Annotated in this window: 18 protein-coding genes; 11 read left to right on the forward strand and 7 right to left on the reverse strand. The window is 59.5% G+C overall.

The genetic code is table 11. The features are described 5' to 3' along the window. Positions 1–23: 23 nt before the first annotated feature. The 6 genes from rpsK to bfr all read left to right on the forward strand — a co-directional run bounded on the left by rpsK (position 24) and on the right by bfr (position 4,813). Positions 24–413: a 30S ribosomal protein S11 gene (rpsK, locus tag BFQ03_RS07295; RefSeq protein WP_002555466.1), complete on the forward strand. Its 390-nt coding sequence runs from the start codon at positions 24–26 to the stop codon at positions 411–413. Positions 414–431: 18 nt separating this feature from the next. After that, complete coding sequence (gene rpsD, locus BFQ03_RS07300) at positions 432–1,052, forward strand: 30S ribosomal protein S4 (protein WP_003210056.1); 621 nt, start codon at positions 432–434, stop codon at positions 1,050–1,052. Between the two features lie 22 nt (positions 1,053–1,074). Then, positions 1,075–2,076, forward strand: a complete 1,002-nt coding sequence (gene rpoA / locus BFQ03_RS07305; protein ID WP_003176403.1) for a DNA-directed RNA polymerase subunit alpha — start codon at positions 1,075–1,077, stop codon at positions 2,074–2,076. 41 nt (positions 2,077–2,117) lie between these two features. Further along, a complete protein-coding gene (gene rplQ / locus BFQ03_RS07310) occupies positions 2,118–2,504 on the forward strand; it encodes a 50S ribosomal protein L17 (RefSeq protein ID WP_007918448.1) in 387 nt (128 codons plus the stop codon). A gap of 240 nt (positions 2,505–2,744) precedes the next feature. Continuing rightward, positions 2,745–4,193 carry a catalase gene (locus BFQ03_RS07315; protein ID WP_032861614.1) on the forward strand — a complete coding sequence of 483 codons (1,449 nt, stop codon included), beginning with the start codon at positions 2,745–2,747 and terminating at the stop codon, positions 4,191–4,193. A gap of 155 nt (positions 4,194–4,348) precedes the next feature. Next, entirely contained in the window at positions 4,349–4,813 is a 465-nt protein-coding gene (bfr, locus tag BFQ03_RS07320; RefSeq protein ID WP_029299402.1) for a bacterioferritin, read from the forward strand. Positions 4,814–4,880: 67 nt separating this feature from the next. Here the strand turns inward: bfr and uvrA are convergent, their stop codons facing one another. Next, on the reverse strand, positions 4,881–7,715 hold the full coding sequence (gene uvrA / locus BFQ03_RS07325) for an excinuclease ABC subunit UvrA (protein ID WP_029299403.1): 2,835 nt from the start codon (positions 7,713–7,715) through the stop codon (positions 4,881–4,883). Between the two features lie 180 nt (positions 7,716–7,895). On the opposite strand from uvrA, the gene BFQ03_RS07330 reads away from it, so the two are divergent. The 3 genes from BFQ03_RS07330 to tam all read left to right on the forward strand — a co-directional run bounded on the left by BFQ03_RS07330 (position 7,896) and on the right by tam (position 10,734). Continuing rightward, a complete protein-coding gene (locus BFQ03_RS07330; protein WP_032861616.1) occupies positions 7,896–9,290 on the forward strand; it encodes an MFS transporter in 1,395 nt (464 codons plus the stop codon). A gap of 9 nt (positions 9,291–9,299) precedes the next feature. Further along, positions 9,300–9,815, forward strand: coding sequence for a single-stranded DNA-binding protein (locus BFQ03_RS07335; protein ID WP_017849542.1), 516 nt, complete (start codon positions 9,300–9,302; stop codon positions 9,813–9,815). 157 nt (positions 9,816–9,972) lie between these two features. Continuing rightward, positions 9,973–10,734: a trans-aconitate 2-methyltransferase gene (gene tam / locus BFQ03_RS07340; RefSeq protein WP_065942768.1), complete on the forward strand. Its 762-nt coding sequence runs from the start codon at positions 9,973–9,975 to the stop codon at positions 10,732–10,734. 39 nt (positions 10,735–10,773) lie between these two features. Here tam and BFQ03_RS07345 read toward each other — a convergent pair whose 3' ends face one another. Continuing rightward, positions 10,774–11,322, reverse strand: a complete 549-nt coding sequence (locus BFQ03_RS07345) for a cysteine hydrolase family protein (protein ID WP_032861620.1) — start codon at positions 11,320–11,322, stop codon at positions 10,774–10,776. Between the two features lie 96 nt (positions 11,323–11,418). On the opposite strand from BFQ03_RS07345, the gene BFQ03_RS07350 reads away from it, so the two are divergent. Then, on the forward strand, positions 11,419–12,402 hold the full coding sequence (locus tag BFQ03_RS07350; RefSeq protein ID WP_065942769.1) for a GlxA family transcriptional regulator: 984 nt from the start codon (positions 11,419–11,421) through the stop codon (positions 12,400–12,402). Positions 12,403–12,679: 277 nt separating this feature from the next. Further along, positions 12,680–13,564 (forward strand): sugar nucleotide-binding protein, encoded by an 885-nt coding sequence (locus BFQ03_RS07355; protein WP_032861622.1) that lies wholly within the window; start codon positions 12,680–12,682, stop codon positions 13,562–13,564. A gap of 142 nt (positions 13,565–13,706) precedes the next feature. Here BFQ03_RS07355 and BFQ03_RS07360 read toward each other — a convergent pair whose 3' ends face one another. From BFQ03_RS07360 to BFQ03_RS07380, 5 genes are all read right to left on the reverse strand, one after another. Further along, positions 13,707–14,405, reverse strand: a complete 699-nt coding sequence (locus BFQ03_RS07360) for an OmpW/AlkL family protein (RefSeq protein WP_029299417.1) — start codon at positions 14,403–14,405, stop codon at positions 13,707–13,709. A gap of 109 nt (positions 14,406–14,514) precedes the next feature. After that, a complete protein-coding gene (locus BFQ03_RS07365) occupies positions 14,515–15,033 on the reverse strand; it encodes a DUF3299 domain-containing protein (RefSeq protein ID WP_032861623.1) in 519 nt (172 codons plus the stop codon). Between the two features lie 11 nt (positions 15,034–15,044). Then, the gene (locus BFQ03_RS07370) at positions 15,045–16,310 is read right to left on the reverse strand and encodes an ABC transporter permease (RefSeq protein WP_032861624.1); all 1,266 of its coding nucleotides are present in this window, start codon (positions 16,308–16,310) and stop codon (positions 15,045–15,047) included. A 1-nt stretch (position 16,311) separates the two neighbouring features. Beyond that, the gene (locus tag BFQ03_RS07375) at positions 16,312–17,022 is read right to left on the reverse strand and encodes an ABC transporter ATP-binding protein (protein WP_065942770.1); all 711 of its coding nucleotides are present in this window, start codon (positions 17,020–17,022) and stop codon (positions 16,312–16,314) included. 124 nt (positions 17,023–17,146) lie between these two features. Further along, complete coding sequence (locus BFQ03_RS07380; RefSeq protein ID WP_065942771.1) at positions 17,147–17,743, reverse strand: DUF2796 domain-containing protein; 597 nt, start codon at positions 17,741–17,743, stop codon at positions 17,147–17,149. Positions 17,744–17,861: the final 118 nt, after the last annotated feature.

Raw genomic sequence — 17,861 nt, forward strand, 5'->3', positions numbered from 1 at the left:
AGCGAATCGACAGGAAAATTATCATGGCAAAACCTGCTGCTCGTCCTCGTAAAAAAGTTAAAAAGACAGTGGTTGATGGCATCGCCCACATCCATGCATCTTTTAACAACACCATCGTGACCATCACCGACCGTCAAGGTAACGCGCTTTCTTGGGCTACCTCCGGTGGTTCGGGTTTCCGCGGTTCCCGCAAGTCCACCCCGTTCGCTGCTCAAGTAGCTGCTGAACGTGCTGGTCAAGCTGCGCTGGAATATGGCCTGAAAAACCTCGACGTTAACGTCAAGGGTCCAGGTCCAGGTCGTGAGTCTGCTGTCCGTGCTTTGAACGGCTGTGGCTATAAGATCGCCAGCATCACCGACGTGACGCCAATCCCGCACAACGGGTGCCGTCCGCCGAAGAAGCGCCGCGTGTAATCCAGGAGATTGTAAAGAATGGCTCGTTACATTGGTCCAAAATGCAAACTCGCTCGTCGCGAAGGCACCGATCTCTTTCTGAAGAGCGGCGTGCGCGCGATCGAATCGAAGTGCAACATTGAAGCAGCACCTGGTATCCACGGCCAACGCCGCGGTCGCCAGTCCGACTACGGCACCCAACTGCGTGAAAAGCAGAAGGTCCGTCGTATCTACGGCGTTCTCGAGCGTCAGTTCAGCGGCTACTACAAAGAAGCTGCTGGCAAGAAAGGTGCAACCGGTGAAAACCTGCTGCAACTGCTCGAATGCCGTCTGGACAACGTTGTATACCGTATGGGCTTTGGTTCGACTCGTGCCGAATCCCGTCAGCTGGTATCGCACAAATCCGTCAGCGTAAACGGCCAAACCGTTAACGTTCCGTCCTACCAGGTTCGTGCTGGTGACGTTGTCGCGATTCGCGAGAAAGCAAAAAACCAGCTTCGCATTGTCCAAGCTCTCGATCTGTGTGCCCAACGTGGCCGCGTAGAATGGGTAGAAGTAGACACTGAGAAGAAGTCGGGCGTTTTCAAGAACGTTCCTGCTCGCAGTGATCTGTCCGCCGACATCAACGAAAGCCTGATTGTCGAGCTCTACTCCAAGTAAGGGCTAGAAAATAGGTGCATCCATGCAGATTTCGGTAAATGAGTTCCTGACACCCCGCCATATTGATGTGCAGGTTGTCAGTCCAACCCGCGCCAAGATCACTCTCGAGCCTCTCGAGCGTGGTTTTGGCCACACCCTGGGCAACGCGCTGCGCCGCATCCTGTTGTCCTCAATGCCCGGCTGTGCAGTAGTCGAGGCCGAGATTGACGGTGTGCTCCACGAGTACAGCGCCATCGAAGGTGTACAGGAAGACGTAATTGAAATCCTGTTGAACCTTAAAGGTCTGGCTATCAAGCTGCACGGCCGTGACGAAGTTACGCTGACCTTGTCGAAGAAGGGTTCGGGGGTGGTTACCGCTGCCGATATTCAGCTGGATCATGATGTCGAGATCGTTAACCCCGATCACGTAATCGCTAACCTGGCGTCTAACGGCGCCCTGAACATGAAGCTCACTGTAGCTCGTGGTCGTGGTTATGAACCGGCCGACTCGCGTCAGAGCGATGAAGACGAAAGCCGCAGCATTGGTCGCTTGCAGCTTGACTCTTCGTTCAGCCCGGTTCGCCGCATCGCATACGTGGTGGAAAACGCCCGTGTCGAGCAGCGTACTAACCTGGACAAGCTGGTTATTGATCTGGAAACCAACGGTACTCTGGATCCTGAAGAGGCTATTCGCCGCGCTGCAACCATCCTGCAACAGCAGTTGGCTGCGTTCGTCGACCTCAAAGGTGACAGCGAACCAGTGGTAATCGAGCAGGAAGACGAGATCGATCCGATCCTGCTTCGCCCGGTTGACGATCTGGAACTGACTGTACGTTCGGCTAACTGCCTTAAGGCGGAAAACATTTACTACATCGGTGACCTGATCCAGCGCACCGAAGTAGAACTGTTGAAGACTCCGAACCTGGGCAAGAAATCCTTGACTGAAATCAAGGACGTTCTGGCCTCCCGCGGTCTGTCCCTCGGCATGCGCCTCGACAACTGGCCGCCTGCAAGTCTTAAGAAGGACGACAAGGCGACTGCCTGATCGTCGTAATCACCGAACGTGAGTTTGGTAAGGAATGAACCATGCGTCATCGTAAAAGTGGTCGTCACCTGAGCCGTACCAGCTCGCACCGCAAGGCCATGTTTCAAAACATGGCGGTGTCGCTGTTCGAGCACGAGCTGATCAAAACTACACTGCCGAAAGCCAAAGAACTGCGTCGCGTTGCTGAGCCGCTGATCACTTTGGCCAAGACAGACAGCCTGGCTAACCGCCGTCTGGCTTTCGACCGTACTCGTTCGAAAGCTATCGTTGGTAAGCTCTTCAACGACCTGGGCAAGCGCTACGCTACCCGTGAGGGTGGCTACCTGCGCATCCTCAAGTGCGGTTTCCGCACTGGCGACAACGCGCCTATGGCGTACGTCGAGTTGGTTGATCGTGCTACTGCTGGCGAAGCTGTATCCGCCGAGTAAGACGACAGTCTGCAACGAAAAACCGGGCCTAGTGCCCGGTTTTTTGTTTTTGAAGTAAGACAAATCCTATTTAAGCAGCGCTCCTCAATCTTGATACTGGTGCTATGGAGAGGGAGGTGACGGTAGTTTTTTTCTATTGATGCCGACAATTATATGAATTTGTAGACGTCATGCTGATGGTCAATACTCCCTCTAAGCCGATTAGCCGGCAGTTCCAAGACTGACCTGAGGAGATTGAGCATGAGCCAGAATAAAACCCTTACGACCGCCAGTGGCGCTCCCGTTGCTGACAACCAGAATTCCCGTTCCGCCGGCCCGCGTGGCCCGTTGCTGCTCGACGACTTTCACCTGATCGAGAAGCTGGCCCACTTCAACCGTGAAAACATCCCAGAGCGACGTGTACACGCCAAAGGCTCGGGAGCGTATGGCACGTTCACGGTTACCAAAGACATTACCCAATACACCAGCGCCAAACTGTTTGAAGCTGTTGGTAAGCAGACGCCGACCTTCCTGCGTTTCTCTACAGTCGGTGGCGAGCGCGGCTCGGCAGATACCGAGCGCGATCCACGTGGCTTCGCACTCAAGTTCTATACCGAAGAAGGTAACTGGGACATCGTGGGCAACAACACCCCGATATTCTTCATCCGTGACCCGCTGAAATTCCCGGACTTTATCCACACTCAAAAACGCCTGCCGCAAAGCAACCTGAAAAGTGCACAGATGATGTGGGACTTCTGGTCGCATTCGCCCGAGGCGCTGCACCAGGTCACCATCCTGTTCTCGGACCGCGGCATCCCGGACGGCTACCGTCACATGCATGGTTTTGGCAGCCACACCTACAGCCTGATCAGCGCCAATGGCGAGCGTCACTGGGTGAAGTGGCACTACAAGACCAAGCAGGGTATCAAGAACCTCGCGCCTGCCGATGCAGCCCGCCTGGCCGGTACCGATCCGGATTACGCCCAGCGCGACCTGTTTGAGGCCATTGAGCGCGGAGATTTCCCTAAATGGCGTGTGTGCATCCAGATCATGACTGAGGCCCAGGCCAATGCTCACTACGAGAATCCCTTCGATGTGACCAAAACCTGGTCGCAGAAAGAGTTTCCGCTGATTGAGGTGGGTGAGTTGGAATTGAACCGCAACCCGCTGAACTACTTCGCCGAAGTGGAGCAGGCAGCGTTCGGTCCAAGCAATATGGTGCCGGGTGTCGGTTTGTCGCCGGACCGCATGCTCCAGGGCCGTGTGTTCGCTTACGCCGATGCGCACCGCTACCGTATTGGCACCAACCATCAGCACCTGCCGGTGAATGCTTCGCGCAGTCCGGTCCACAACTACCAGCGTGATGGCTCCATGGCGTTTGGCAGCAACGGTGGCGCGGCTCCCAACTACGAGCCAAACAGCTACGCCGATGCACCAAAACAAGCTCCACAGTACGCAGAGCCTGCCCTGGCTCTGAGCGGTGCAGCGGATCGTTATGATCACCGCGAGGATACTGATTACTACAGCCACGCCGGTGCGCTGTTCCGCTTGATGAATGCTGAGCAAAAAACGCTGTTGATCAACAACATCGCCGGCGCGATGGCGGGTGTTTCCAGTGATGTGGTTCAACGTCAGCTGCAACACTTCTTCAAGGCAGATCCGGCTTATGGAGAAGGAATCGCAACTGCGCTGGGTGTATCGATTAACTAACTCTAAGTGATAAGCAGAACCGCCCTCATTTGGGCGGTTTTTGCGTTATTTCAGCTACTTTTCTCCGGAAATCTTCACTTTTCTGCCGTTCGTCCCGTGACCTGCAGGTCTGCATGGTTCAAACTAGGGTCTTTCAAGCAGGGAGATGTAGGGCGATGCAAGGTCACCCCGACGTAATCGATTACCTCAACACGTTGCTGACGGGCGAACTGGCAGCTCGTGACCAATATTTCATTCACTCGCGTATGTACGAAGACTGGGGCTTTACTGAGCTCTACGAGCGTATCAACCACGAAATGGAAGAAGAGGCACAGCACGCCGACGCGCTGATGCGTCGTATCCTGATGCTCGAAGGCACGCCGCGCATGCGTCCTGACGACCTGGATACCGGCACCACAGTGCCTGAGATGCTCGCCAGCGACTTGCGCCTGGAGTACAAAGTCCGCGCCGCACTGTGCAAGGGCATTGAGCTTTGCGAGAAGCACAACGACTACGTGACCCGGGAAATCCTGCGCGTACAGTTGAACGATACTGAAGAAGATCACACCTACTGGCTGGAAAAGCAGTTGGGCCTGATCAAGTTGATCGGCCTGGAAAACTACCTGCAATCGCAGTTCTGATTCCACCGGTTATAAAAAAGCCCCTGTCACCGATATGGTGACAGGGGCTTTTTGTTGGGCCGAACAATCAGGCCCGGTCGCGCGCCAGCAGCGGCTTCAGATAGTAGCCAGTATGGGATTGTGGCATTTCGGAAACTTGCTCCGGCGTGCCCACCGCAATTATCTGCCCACCCTTGGAACCGCCTTCCGGCCCAAGGTCCACCAGCCAGTCGGCTGTCTTGATCACGTCCAGGTTGTGTTCAATCACCACCACGGTGTTGCCGTGGTCACGTAAACGGTGCAGTACGTCGAGCAACTGCTGGATATCCGCAAAGTGCAGCCCAGTGGTTGGCTCGTCAAGGATGTACAGGGTCTTGCCGGTATCGCGCTTGGACAGTTCACGAGACAGCTTGACCCGCTGCGCTTCGCCACCAGACAGCGTGGTCGCCGACTGCCCCAGCTTGATATACGACAAGCCCACGTCCATCAGGGTCTGAAGCTTGCGTGCCAGGGCCGGCACTGCGTCAAAGAACACCCGCGCTTCCTCGATCGTCATCTCAAGGGTTTCATGGATGTTCTTGCCCTTGTACTTGATCTCCAGGGTCTCGCGGTTGTAGCGCTTGCTCTTGCACACGTCGCAAGGTACGTAGATGTCCGGCAGGAAGTGCATCTCGACCTTGATCAAGCCGTCGCCCTGGCACGCTTCGCAGCGCCCACCCTTGACGTTGAAGGAGAAGCGCCCAGGGCCATAACCACGGGAACGGGACTCCGGCACACCGGCGAACAGTTCGCGAATCGGCGTGAACAGCCCGGTATAGGTCGCGGGGTTGGAGCGGGGGGTGCGGCCAATCGGGCTCTGGTCGATATCCACCACCTTGTCCAGGAGCTCCAGGCCCTTGATGCTGTCATGCGCGGCAGCTTCCAGGGTGGTGGCACCGTTCAGCGCGGTGGCGCTGAGGGGGAACAAGGTGTTGTTGATCAGCGTCGACTTGCCCGAGCCGGAGACGCCGGTCACGCATGTCAGCAGGCCCAGGGGGATTTCCAGGTCGACATTGCGCAGGTTGTTGCCGCGCGCGCCCTTGAGGTGCAACGCCTGTTTTTTGTTGCGCGGTGTACGTTTGGCCGGTACTTCGATTTTCACTCGGCCAGACAAGTATTTACCGGTGAGCGAGTCCGGGTGTGCCATGACTTCGGCCGGTGTGCCTTGGGCAACAATATGTCCGCCATGCACGCCGGCACCGGGGCCGATATCGACCACATAGTCCGCCAGGCGAATGGCATCCTCATCGTGCTCGACCACGATCACCGTGTTACCGATATCACGCAGGTGCTTGAGCGTGCCCAGCAGGCGATCGTTGTCACGCTGGTGCAGGCCGATTGAGGGCTCGTCCAGGATGTACAGCACGCCCACCAGGCCGGCGCCAATCTGGCTGGCCAGGCGAATGCGCTGGGCTTCGCCGCCGGACAGGGTGTCGGCGCTGCGATCCAGGGACAGATAGTCCAGGCCCACGTTGACCAGGAACTGCAGGCGCTCGCGGATTTCCTTGAGGATCTTGTCGGCAATCTCGCCGCGACGCCCGGTCAACTTCAGTACGCCAAAGTACTCGCAGGCGTCGCCGATGGGCAGGTTGGTCACTGCTGGCAGGGTCTTCTCGCCGACCCATACGTGGCGAGCCTCGCGACGCAAGCGGGTGCCACGGCAATCAGGGCAGGGCTGGGTGCTGAGGAACTTGGCCAGTTCTTCGCGTACGCTGGCCGATTCGGTTTCCCGGTAGCGACGTTCCAGGTTGGGCACGATGCCTTCGAATGGGTGGGAGCGCTTGACGATATCGCCACGGTCATTCAGGTATTTGAAGTCGACGTTCTGCGAGCCGCTGCCATGCAGGATGACTTTCTGTTGCTCTGCGGGCAGCTCGTTGAACGGTACTTCCAGGCTGAATTTATAGTGGGCGGCTAGCGACCCGAGCATCTGGAAGTAGTAGACATTGCGCCGGTCCCAGCCGCGTATGGCGCCCTCCGCCAGCGTCAGGTCGCCATTGACCAGGCGCTTGATGTCGAAGAACTGCTTGACCCCCAACCCATCACAGGTCGGGCAGGCGCCGGCCGGATTGTTGAAAGAGAACAGCTTGGGTTCCAGTTCGCTGATGGCGTGGCCGCAGATCGGGCAGGCGAAGCGTGCGGAAAAGATGATTTCTTCGCCGGGCTCGTCGTCCATCGGTGCGACCAGGGCGATACCGTCCGCCAGCTTCAGCGCGGTCTCGAACGACTCCGCCAGACGTTGCTGCAGGTCGGCACGCACCTTGAAGCGGTCGACCACCACATCAATGGTGTGCTTCTTCTGTTTATCCAGTTTCGGCGCTTCGTCCAGCTCATACAGCTTGCCGTTGATCCTGGCGCGGACAAAACCCTGGGCGCGCAGTTCTTCGAAGACCGACAGGTGTTCGCCCTTGCGCTCGCGGATCACCGGCGCCAGCAGCATCAGCTTGGCGCCTTCCGGCTGGGCCAGTACCAGGTCGACCATCTGGCTGACGGTCTGGGCTTCCAGCGGGATATCGTGATCCGGGCAGCGCGGAATACCGACGCGTGCGTACAGCAGGCGCAGGTAGTCGTAGATTTCGGTGATGGTGCCCACGGTGGAGCGCGGGTTGTGGGAGGTCGATTTCTGTTCGATGGAAATGGCTGGCGACAGGCCTTCAATGGTGTCGACATCAGGCTTTTCCATCATCGACAGGAACTGCCGGGCGTAGGCCGACAGCGACTCCACATAACGACGCTGGCCTTCGGCATACAGCGTATCGAACGCCAGCGACGACTTGCCAGACCCGGACAAACCGGTGATGACAATCAGTTTGTCCCGGGGCAGGGTCAGGTCGATGTTCTTCAGGTTGTGGGTTCTAGCCCCACGAATCAGGATCTTGTCCAAGATGGCCTCGTACGGCGGGCGTATAAATAATGCAGGAGTATACGGCTAAAGACTGGATGAATATACACTGTCGATTTGCCCATTTCAGGCTTGGATGAAAGCTGCGCGGCAAAGCGCCGCATATACCCTCTCAATCGATGGGACTGGTAGAATCGCCGCCGGTTCACACGAGGTTTTTCCATGCACGATCCCCACAGCGAACGCATGAGTAGCGGCGAGACCCGAGCGGCAAGCGGTCTGGCACTGGTGTTCGCCTTCCGTATGCTGGGCATGTTCATGGTGTTGCCGGTGCTGGCGACCTATGGCATGGACCTCGCCGGCGCGACCCCAGCCCTGATCGGCCTGGCGATTGGCGCCTACGGCCTGACCCAGGCACTTTTCCAGATTCCGTTCGGGATCATTTCCGACCGCATTGGCCGCCGGCCGGTGATCTACCTGGGGTTGATCATCTTCGCCCTGGGCAGCGTGCTGGCGGCCAATGCCGATTCGATCTGGGGCGTGATCGCCGGGCGCATCCTGCAAGGCGCGGGTGCAATTTCCGCGGCAGTGATGGCGCTGTTGTCAGACCTGACTCGCGAACAGCATCGCACCAAGGCCATGGCCATGATCGGCATGACCATCGGCCTGTCGTTTGCCGTTGCGATGGTGGTTGGCCCGCTGCTGACCCGTGCGTTCGGCCTGCACGGCCTGTTCCTGGCCACCGGTGGCATGGCGTTGTTCGGTATTGTGATCGTGGCCTTTATGGTGCCGCGCTCCACCGGGCCGCTGCAGCACCGTGAGTCGGGCGTGGCCAAACAAGCGCTGCTGCCGACGCTCAAGCACCCGGACCTGCTGCGCCTGGATTTAGGTATCTTTGTATTGCACGCGATGCTGATGTGCAGCTTCGTCGCCTTGCCCCTGGCCCTGGTGGAAAAAGCCGGCTTGCCCAAGGAAGAGCACTGGTGGGTCTACCTCACCGCGTTGTTGATTTCATTCTTCGCCATGATCCCGTTCATCATCTACGGCGAGAAGAAACGCAAAATGAAACGAGTTTTGCTCGGCGCCGTCGCGACATTGATGCTCACTGAACTATTCTTCTGGCAGTTCGGCGACAGCCTACGGGCACTGGTCATTGGGACGGTGGTGTTTTTCACCGCGTTCAACCTGCTGGAGGCCTCACTGCCTTCGCTGATCAGTAAGGTTTCGCCGGCAGGTGGCAAGGGCACGGCAATGGGGGTTTATTCCACCAGCCAGTTCCTCGGTTCGGCGCTGGGCGGCATCATGGGCGGCTGGATGTTCCAGCATGGCGGTTTGTCGGTTGTGTTCCTCGGATGCGCCGGGCTGGCTGCACTTTGGCTGCTCTTTGCTGTTACCATGCGCGAACCTCCCTACGTCACAAGCCTGCGTTTGCCGCTATCGCCCGAGGCGATCCGTGAAAGCGGTCTGGTAGAGCGCCTGAAGGCGGTCGTAGGGGTAACGGATGCAGTCGTGGTCGCTGAAGAGGCGGCCATTTACATCAAATTGGACACCGAACTATTGGATCGCGCGACGCTTGAGCAACTGGTCAACCCAGTGCCGACAGCGCGCCCAGCCTAGGAGAACGTTATGGCCCGTGGGGTTAACAAAGTCATATTGGTCGGTACTTGCGGCCAGGATCCCGAAGTTCGCTACTTGCCTAACGGTAATGCCGTGACCAACCTGAGTCTGGCGACCAGCGAACAGTGGACCGACAAGCAGACCGGCCAGAAGGTCGAGAAAACCGAATGGCACCGTGTGTCGATGTTCGGCAAGGTTGCAGAGATCGCCGGTGAGTACCTGCGCAAAGGTTCGCAGGTCTACATCGAAGGTAAGCTGCAAACCCGCGAGTGGGAAAAAGACGGCATCAAGCGTTACACCACCGAAATCGTGGTCGACATGCAAGGCACCATGCAACTGCTGGGCGGCCGTCCACAGGGCGACCAACAGGGCCAGGGCGGCATGTCCAACTCGGCACCGCGTCCACAGCAGTCGCGTCCACAGCCAAGCCAGCAGCCACAGCGTGAGTCGCGCCCAGCACCACAGCAGGCCGCACCGCAGCCAGCCGCTGACTTCGACAGTTTTGATGACGATATTCCGTTCTAAGGCCTTCTAGGCAGTCAAGCAGTACTAAAACCCCCGCAGGCCTGGCCTCGGGGGTTTCTTGTTTTTGCGTACGAAATGTCCCAGGTTCTGGCGTTTGTTCTCCTGGGCCACAAGATTTAGGCTATAGCTCATTCCCGTGCCGAAGAAGGAAACCCCGATGACCTGGTCTGCCCAGCAGTACTCGATGTTTGAGCAACAGCGCACCCGTCCCGTTCGAGACCTGGTGGCTGCCATTCCAGCGGGCGATGTGCGCACTGCAGTTGACCTGGGGTGTGGTCCGGGTAACTCCACCGAGGTGCTGGCCGGGCGTTTTCCCCAGGCGCAGGTCACCGGCCTGGACAGTTCCGATGACATGCTGGTCAGCGCCCGTGAACGGCTGCCGGCGCTCAACTTTGAATTGGCCGACATCGGCGCCTGGAACCCGGCGCAAAAATTCGACGTGATTCTTGCCAACGCCTCGCTGCAATGGCTACCGGACCACGCCACGCTCTATCCGCACCTGGTGGACCAGTTGACGCCCGGTGGCACGCTGGCGGTGCAGACCCCGGACAACCTTGACGAGCCCGCTCACCGCCTGGCCCGTGAGGTGGCGGCGCAAGGGCCGTGGGCGGGCAAGATCGGTGCGGTCAAACACAACGCGCGCCACTCGGCGAGCTACTACTACGAACTGCTGAGCACACATTGCAGCACCGTGGATGTGTGGCACACCATCTATCAACACCCGCTCAGCGATCATGGCGCCGTGGTCGAGTGGTTCAAGGGCACGGGGTTGCGGCCTTTCCTGGCTCCCCTGGATGACGCCGAGAGAAGTGCCTTCCTCGATACCTACCTGGGGCTAATCACCAAGGCCTATCCGGCCTTGGCAGATGGCACGGTGTTGCTGCCTTTTCCGCGCCTGTTCATCATCGCCACGCGCTAACTTTCCATGCCAACAGGTGGCAGTCAGACTGCCACCTGTTTATGCCTGCAGAAACTCATCGGCCGAGACCACGCTCGCATAGCCAAATGCCAGCGACGCCATATACGCGTCATGCACCTGGGCCGCCGGGATGGTCTTGCCATTGAACTCCAGGTCACGGGTGGCGCAGGCATCGTGGATCACTGTAACGGTGTAGCCAAGGTCCGCTGCTGCCCGTACCACGGCGTCGATGCACATGTGGCTCATGCTGCCCACGACTACCAGGTCGGTGATGCTGCGCTGTTCCAGCAACTCGCGCAGGTTGGTTTGGCGAAACGCATTTACAAAATGCTTGAGCACCACTGGCTCGTCGTTTTCGTTCAGTACCTTGGGGTGCAAGTGCGCGCCTTCGGAGCCTGGGGTGAAAAAGGGCGCCTCGTCAGAGGTGAACTCATGGCGCACGTGGATTATCGCATCACCGGCCTGGCGAAATACCTGGAGCAGTTGTTGTGCCTTGTCGGCGGCAGCCTCGACACCAGCCAGTGGCCATTTGCCCTGGGGGAAGTAGTCGTTCTGGATATCAATTAGGATAAGTGCTTGCTTGGCCATGGGGTTTTTCTCGTGATGGGTTGATGCGTCCAGTATCGTGGCTGGCATGTGGCTCGGGGATTGGCCGCACCGACAATAACAGGGGGAAAACTGACAATGGCTCTGGAACGCTCGATCGTCGAGCTTGGCGTACTGATTTACAGCGGCGCGCAGATGGCGGCTGTACACGGCTTGACCGACCTGTTTGGGGTCGCCAATCGCATTGCCGCCGAACATCAGACTGAGCAGTTGCCGTTGTTGCGTATCAGCCATTGGCAGGTTGCTGGCGATGGTACTCCCATTCGGGCATTCGACAGCCTGCCAGGCCCCGATCAACCGTTGATGGCGGTGCTGGTGCCGCCGTCGATTGGCGAGTTTTGCGAAGAACAGGCACCGCCCAAGCTATTGCAATGGCTGCGCCAGCAACATGCGGCTGGCACCGTGCTGGGCGGCGTGTGCATCGGTTCGATCATGTTGGCGCGCAGTGGCTTGCTCGATGGGCGCAGCGCGACGACCCACTGGTCGTCGGCCGACTCATTTGCCCGTCGTTTCCCGGCGGTGCGCCTGGAGGCTGACAAGCCTATCGTCGATGATGGCGACCTGATCACCAGCGCCGGGCTGATGGCCTGGTCCGAACTGGGTCTGCGCCTGGTCGACCGCCTCATGGGCCCGAGCATCGCCGCTGGCACCGCGCGCTTCCTGGTGATTGAGCACAGTGACAGCGCGAGTCAGTGCGGCAGCAACTTTGCGCCGATCCTGAGCCATGGCGACGGGGCAATCCTCAAGGTCCAGCACGCCTTGCAGGCCAGCGGCGCGGTGGATGTCTCTCTCGCGGCGATGGCGCAGGTAGCCTGTCTGGAAGAGCGCACCTTCCTGCGGCGTTTTCGCAATGCCACCGGGCTGAAACCCACCGAGTATTGCCAGCACCTGAGGGTTGGCAAGGCGCGGCAGATGCTGGAGTTCACCAACACCACCATTGATCAGATTGCCTGGACCGTGGGCTATCAGGACCCGAGCGCCTTTCGTGCGACTTTCAGGAAAATCACCGGCCTTGCGCCCAGCGATTACCGCAACCGCTTCGGGGTGAAGGCCCCGGCCTGAGTCCCGGACACGCCACACAACCAATGTAGGAGCGGGCTTGCCCGCGATGATGATATCCCAGCGGGCCTATACCTTGATCCTGCTGGACTGGATCGTGGGCGAACGGTTGAGCATTATTCAGGCCCGATGATTGGAGCACGCAATGCAAAGGCACTTAGTAAGTGACGGTTGCGCTACAAACCCGCAAAATGCAACGATTCTGGCAAATACCAACGGCACGGCCTGACCGCCTGTCGATAATAGCCATCGTTCCAAACAGACCGGGCCTGCTCAATCTATGCGAATGCGCCTTATGTTACTGGGCGGCGGGAATGCCCTCGGGCAGGCGCTGATTCGCCTCGGTGCGGAAGAAGACATCGGCTTCCTCGCCCCGCGCCCGCCCCAAGACGGCTGGGATGCCGCCAGCCTTACCCAATTGCTCGACGACACCCGTCCCGACGCCTTGATCAACCTCGCCTACTATTTCGACTGGTTCCAGGCCGAGAGCGTAAACGAGGCGCGACTGGCCGGGCAGGAATCGGCCGTCGAGCGCTTGGCGGAATTGTGCCAGCACCACAACATCACACTGCTGCAACCGTCCAGCTACCGGGTGTTCGATGGCTCGCGCGCCACGGCCTACAGCGAAAAAGACGAACCGGTGCCCTTGGGCCTGCGTGGCCAGGCGCTATGGCGCATTGAGCAGAGTGTGCGCGCCACCTGCCCGCAACATGTGCTGCTGCGCTTTGGCTGGTTGCTCGATGACAGCGCTGACGGCACGCTCGGACGTTTCCTGGCGCGTGCCGAGAAACCCGAGGAGTTGTTGCTGGCCGACGATCGACGCGGCAACCCGACACCGGTTGACGATGCGGCGCGCGTAATCATTTCAGTGCTCAAGCAACTCGATTGTGCGGCGCCGTTGTGGGGCACCTACCACTACGCCGGGCAAGAGGCGACTACCCCTGTGGCCCTGGGCCAGGCGATCCTTACCGAGGCGCGCAATTTCCATGCGCTGGCCGTCGAATCGCCGACAGCCCAAGCCCATGCCGCACGGCCGGATGCTGCCGACGAACCGCAACATGCGGTGTTGGCCTGCAAAAAGATCCTGCATACGTTTGGCATCAAGCCACGGGCGTGGCGTGCGGGGCTGCCGGCGTTGCTCGATCGCTTCTACCGGCATAACTGACGGGACCGCCGCATAACAACAAAATGTGGGAGCGGGCTTGCTCGCGATGACGGTGAATCAGTCAATACATCTGGTGACTGACACTCTGCCATCGCGAGCAAGCCCGCTCCCACATTGTTTTGTGGCGTTTATTAAGCCGGGCTTAGAACTTGTAGCCAATACCGACCATGTAGACCATCGGATCCACGTCCACATTGACCTTGGCACGCGTGCCTGCCGCCAGGGCGTTGTTGTCGACGGTGGCTTTGGTGCTGATGTCGATATAACGCACCTGGCCGTTGATCATCCACTTGTCGTTGATCATGTAGTCCGCGCCGATCTGCGCAGCCCAACCCCAGGAGTTCTCGGCCTTGAAGTTGCTGAAACCTTCGCCCTGGGCGCGGCTGCCGACGTGTTCGTCATAGATCCAGGTGTAGTTGATACCGGCACCGACGTACGGTTGGAACGCCGATTTGCTGTCCAGCGGGTAGTACACGACGCTCAGGGTCGGCGGCAGATGCTTGAGGGTACCGAGCTTGCCATTGGCGGCGCCGAGGGCGGTGTTCTTGATCTTCACGTCATGCTCGAACGGCGTGGCGGCCAGCAGTTCGATACCAACGTGGTTGGTCAGCATGTAGGCGAAGTTGAGGCCCAGTTGCGTGTCGCTGCTCATGGTCGCCTTGCCACCCAGGTTGGTACCGGCCAGTGGGCCCTGGTCAACCTTGACGCTGCCGCTGTCGGCCTTTGGGTTAACAGTGATTGCACCGGCGCGTACGAGAATGTCGCCAGCCTCGTGGGCGTGGGCAAGAGGGGCGGCGAGTGCAAGCGCGAAGAGGGAAGCGCTGAGCAGAGACTTGTGCATGGGTGGCTCCAAAGGACGTTTTTAGTTGGCTGTGTCCAATGGTAAAGATCGTTACGCGTGAGCCTTTGACTCAGCTCAATGAAACCGTGATCAGCAATGTGGGAGCGCGCTATTGCGGCAGTTCGTAGACGTAGATCTTCTCGGCATCCATCTGATACCCGGCATCCGCCAGTTCGCTGGTGGAAGGCTTGACCTGCATCTGCCCTTCGATCCAATACGGCTGGTACAGCTCCTCCAGCTTCACGCCGATTTCGCTCCTGACATGCACGATCTGGTTCGACGGCGGTGGCGGCACATGGATGCAGGCGCCGAAGTACGGCACCAGCAGGAACTCAGTGGTGCGGCCTTCTTCGCTGACCTCCAGCGGCACGATATAGCCCGGCAGGCGGATGTGCTGGTCGTTGAGGGTTGCGACCACCGGCGCGTTGGGCAAATCCTGCTTGGCCGCTGGCGCTGCCTCTGCTGACAGGGCGTCGGCCATGTTCGACAGGTCGTGCAGCGGCGTCATATTCGGCACCTCCACCGGAGCGTCCGGTGGAATCATTTCCTGCCACGACAAATCCCGAGGCTCGGCGGCCCAGGCGGGCAGGGTCAGCATCCACAACAGCACAAGCAGGGCACGGCGCATCAAAGCCTTCCTCATAAACGGATCGACAGGCCATCGGCCAACGATTGTCGATAGGCGCGCCAGGCCGGCACGCTGCCCATCAGCAGGGCGGCGACCAGAATACCGGCGAGCAGCGTCCATTCATACGGGCTGGGCAGCGCCAGTGGCAGGTCCAGGCCGTAATTGGCCTGCAAATAGCCACGGGACGCCGCAATACACACATACAACAGGCCAACCCCCGCCGCCACTCCGGCCAGGGCCAGGGCGAAGGCCTCGAAAATCAGCAGGCTCGCAATATGCCAGGGCCGCGCCCCCACGGAACGCAGGATCGCCATTTCGCGGCGCCGCTCATTGAGGCTGGTGAGGATCGCCGTGAGCATGCCGATCAACCCGGTCAGCACCACAAACAGCGAGATCACGAACAGCGCCTTTTCAGCGGTGCCCATCATGCTCCACAACTCTTGCAGGGCCACGCCCGGCAGAATCGCCAGCATCGGTTCGCCACGGAACTCGTTGATTTGCCGTTGCAGGGCGAAGGTCGAAATCTTGTTGTTCAGGCCCAGCATAAACGCGGTAATCGCTTGCGGCGTAAGGTCCATATTGCGCGCCTGGTCGGCACTGATCCGGCCCTTGCCCTGGGCCGGCACGCCGTTGTGCCAGTCAATATGGATCGCTTCCATGCCGCCCAGGCTGATATGCAGCGTGCGGTCCACCGGGGTGCCGGTGCGTTGCAGAATGCCGACCACGGTGAAGGGTTTGTCATCGTGCTTGACCAGGCTGACCACCGCCACGCCGTGGGCCAGCACCAGTTTGTCACCGAGCTTGTAATGCAGGGCGTCGGCCACTTCGGCGCCGAGCACCACCTCAAACGGGTCAGTGGCAAATGCGCGGCCACTGGCCAGTTGCAGGTTTTGCTTGCGGCCGTATTGGTAGTGTTCGAAGTAGGCCTCGTTGGTGCCCATCACCCGGTAGCCGCGATGGGAATCGCCGAGGGAAATCGGAATCGCCCACTTCACCTGGGGGCTGGCGGCGAAGTGCTCGAAGCTGTCCCAGCGGATGTTGTTGGTGGCGTTGCCGATACGAAACACTGAATACAGCAGTAGGTTGACCGAACCGGAACGGGCACCAACGATCAGGTCGGTGCCGCTGATGGTGCTGGCAAAGCTGGCGCGGGCCTCGGTGCGCACGCGCTCCACCGCCAACAGCAGGCACACCGACAGGGCGATGGCGAATGCGGTGAGGATCGCGGTAAAGCGGCGGTTAGCCAGGCTGGCCATGGCTAGACGGAATAAATACATCTCAAACCTCGAGCGGCGTGGCGGCGCGATTGAGTTCGGCCAGCGACAGGTGACGGTCGAACAGCGGTGCCAGGCTCTGGTCATGGCTGACGAACAACAGGCTGGCGCCCGCGTCCCGGCATTCGGCGAACAGCAGTTGCAGGAAGGCTTCCCGGGCATCGTGGTCCAGGGCCGAGGTCGGCTCGTCGGCAATCACCAGTTCCGGTTGGCCGATCAGTGCGCGGGCGGCGGCGACACGTTGCTGCTGGCCGATGGACAGCGAGTCGGCGCGGCGTTCCAGCAAGCCCGCATCCTTGAGGCCCAGGTGCGCGAGCAAGGTTGCGGCGGCTTGATCGATGCTGCCATGACGCTGGATCGCACGTTGCGCCCGCAGCTTGGAGAAATGGCAGGGCAGTTCGACGTTCTCGCGTACCGAGAGAAACGGCAGCAGGTTGAACTGCTGGAAGATATAGCCGGTGTGGTCGACCCGAAACCGATCACGGGCGGCGGCCGATAGCTCGGTCAGCTCCTGGCCGAGCAAGCGAATGCTGCCGCGCGTGGGTTTCTGCACACCGCCCAACAGGCCCAACAGGGTGGTCTTGCCGCTACCGCTGGGGCCCTTGAGAAACAGGGTTTCCCCCGGCTCCAGGCGAAATGCCGGGATATCCAGCAACTGGGGATGATCGGGCCAGTTGAAGCCCAGGTCGGACAGTTCGATCAGTGCTTGGGTCATGGGAACTCAGTATCACCTGCAGAGCGCGGTCAACTGTAGGAGCTGGCTTGCCTGCGATGGTGTCACTGATACACCGCGTCGTCTGCATCGCAGGCAAGCCAGCTCCTACATCAACCGTGTGGAGTCAGAATTTCAGGGTGGCCGTCTTGGCCGTGGCTTCAACACCCTGCTGGCCACTCGGGCCGATCAGTTGTACCTGAATTTTCAGGGTGGCGGGGAAGGTCTTGAAGATGTTCGCCAGGTCGAGGTTTTTCAGCGCAGTGGGGGTGGCGCAGGTGAACTGATAGTGGGCGTGGATTTCACTGTGATCATGGTCGTGGGCGGCAGCGCCTTTGCCATCGGTGGCGTGGTCATGATCGTCTTCTGGCTTGTCGCCAAACAGTGGGCTCTCAAGTTCCTGGGTGCTGACCACACAACCGGCGGCCTTCGGCAGGCTGAACAGCGCCAAGGGTTGTTCCAGTTGTTTGCGCACGGCAGCGACCTTGGCTTTGTCGGCGGCGGTAGTGGCCAGGTGTTCGAACCCCACCAGGTTCATCGCCGGGCTTTCCAGCTCCAGTTCCAGAGTCTTGGCATCCAGCACCGCATTCAGGCGGCCCACGCCATGTTCATGGGCGCCAAGGCTACCGTGTTCATGATCGTGGTCGTGATTGTGTTCGTCAGCGGCCTGGGCGATGGCCAGTGGCAGCAGGGCAAACGGCAAAGCGAGCAACAGGCGGCGCATAGAAAGACTCCCGGGATGAATGTTATGTGATCTTATAACAATATCATTGAGAGTTTGACCGTCTGCTTGGCGTTGCGCAAGGCGCATGGGAGCATGCTCGTCAGAAAACTGCTGGAGG

The sequence above is a fragment of the Pseudomonas sp. 25 R 14 genome, from assembly GCF_900004755.1.
GTDB lineage: Bacteria > Pseudomonadota > Gammaproteobacteria > Pseudomonadales > Pseudomonadaceae > Aquipseudomonas > Aquipseudomonas brenneri.

Coding starts and splice junctions, on each gene's coding strand:
- BFQ03_RS07335 (WP_017849542.1), top strand. CDS start 9,300: ATGGCCCGTGGGGTTAACAAAGTCATATTGGTCGGTACTTGCGGCCAG.
- rplQ (WP_007918448.1), top strand. CDS start 2,118: ATGCGTCATCGTAAAAGTGGTCGTCACCTGAGCCGTACCAGCTCGCAC.
- rpsD (WP_003210056.1), top strand. CDS start 432: ATGGCTCGTTACATTGGTCCAAAATGCAAACTCGCTCGTCGCGAAGGC.
- BFQ03_RS07370 (WP_032861624.1), bottom strand. CDS start 16,310: ATGTATTTATTCCGTCTAGCCATGGCCAGCCTGGCTAACCGCCGCTTT.
- BFQ03_RS07330 (WP_032861616.1), top strand. CDS start 7,896: ATGCACGATCCCCACAGCGAACGCATGAGTAGCGGCGAGACCCGAGCG.
- BFQ03_RS07355 (WP_032861622.1), top strand. CDS start 12,680: ATGCGAATGCGCCTTATGTTACTGGGCGGCGGGAATGCCCTCGGGCAG.
- BFQ03_RS07315 (WP_032861614.1), top strand. CDS start 2,745: ATGAGCCAGAATAAAACCCTTACGACCGCCAGTGGCGCTCCCGTTGCT.
- BFQ03_RS07380 (WP_065942771.1), bottom strand. CDS start 17,743: ATGCGCCGCCTGTTGCTCGCTTTGCCGTTTGCCCTGCTGCCACTGGCC.
- tam (WP_065942768.1), top strand. CDS start 9,973: ATGACCTGGTCTGCCCAGCAGTACTCGATGTTTGAGCAACAGCGCACC.
- BFQ03_RS07360 (WP_029299417.1), bottom strand. CDS start 14,405: ATGCACAAGTCTCTGCTCAGCGCTTCCCTCTTCGCGCTTGCACTCGCC.
- bfr (WP_029299402.1), top strand. CDS start 4,349: ATGCAAGGTCACCCCGACGTAATCGATTACCTCAACACGTTGCTGACG.
- BFQ03_RS07345 (WP_032861620.1), bottom strand. CDS start 11,322: ATGGCCAAGCAAGCACTTATCCTAATTGATATCCAGAACGACTACTTC.
- BFQ03_RS07350 (WP_065942769.1), top strand. CDS start 11,419: ATGGCTCTGGAACGCTCGATCGTCGAGCTTGGCGTACTGATTTACAGC.
- rpoA (WP_003176403.1), top strand. CDS start 1,075: ATGCAGATTTCGGTAAATGAGTTCCTGACACCCCGCCATATTGATGTG.
- BFQ03_RS07365 (WP_032861623.1), bottom strand. CDS start 15,033: ATGCGCCGTGCCCTGCTTGTGCTGTTGTGGATGCTGACCCTGCCCGCC.
- rpsK (WP_002555466.1), top strand. CDS start 24: ATGGCAAAACCTGCTGCTCGTCCTCGTAAAAAAGTTAAAAAGACAGTG.
- BFQ03_RS07375 (WP_065942770.1), bottom strand. CDS start 17,022: ATGACCCAAGCACTGATCGAACTGTCCGACCTGGGCTTCAACTGGCCC.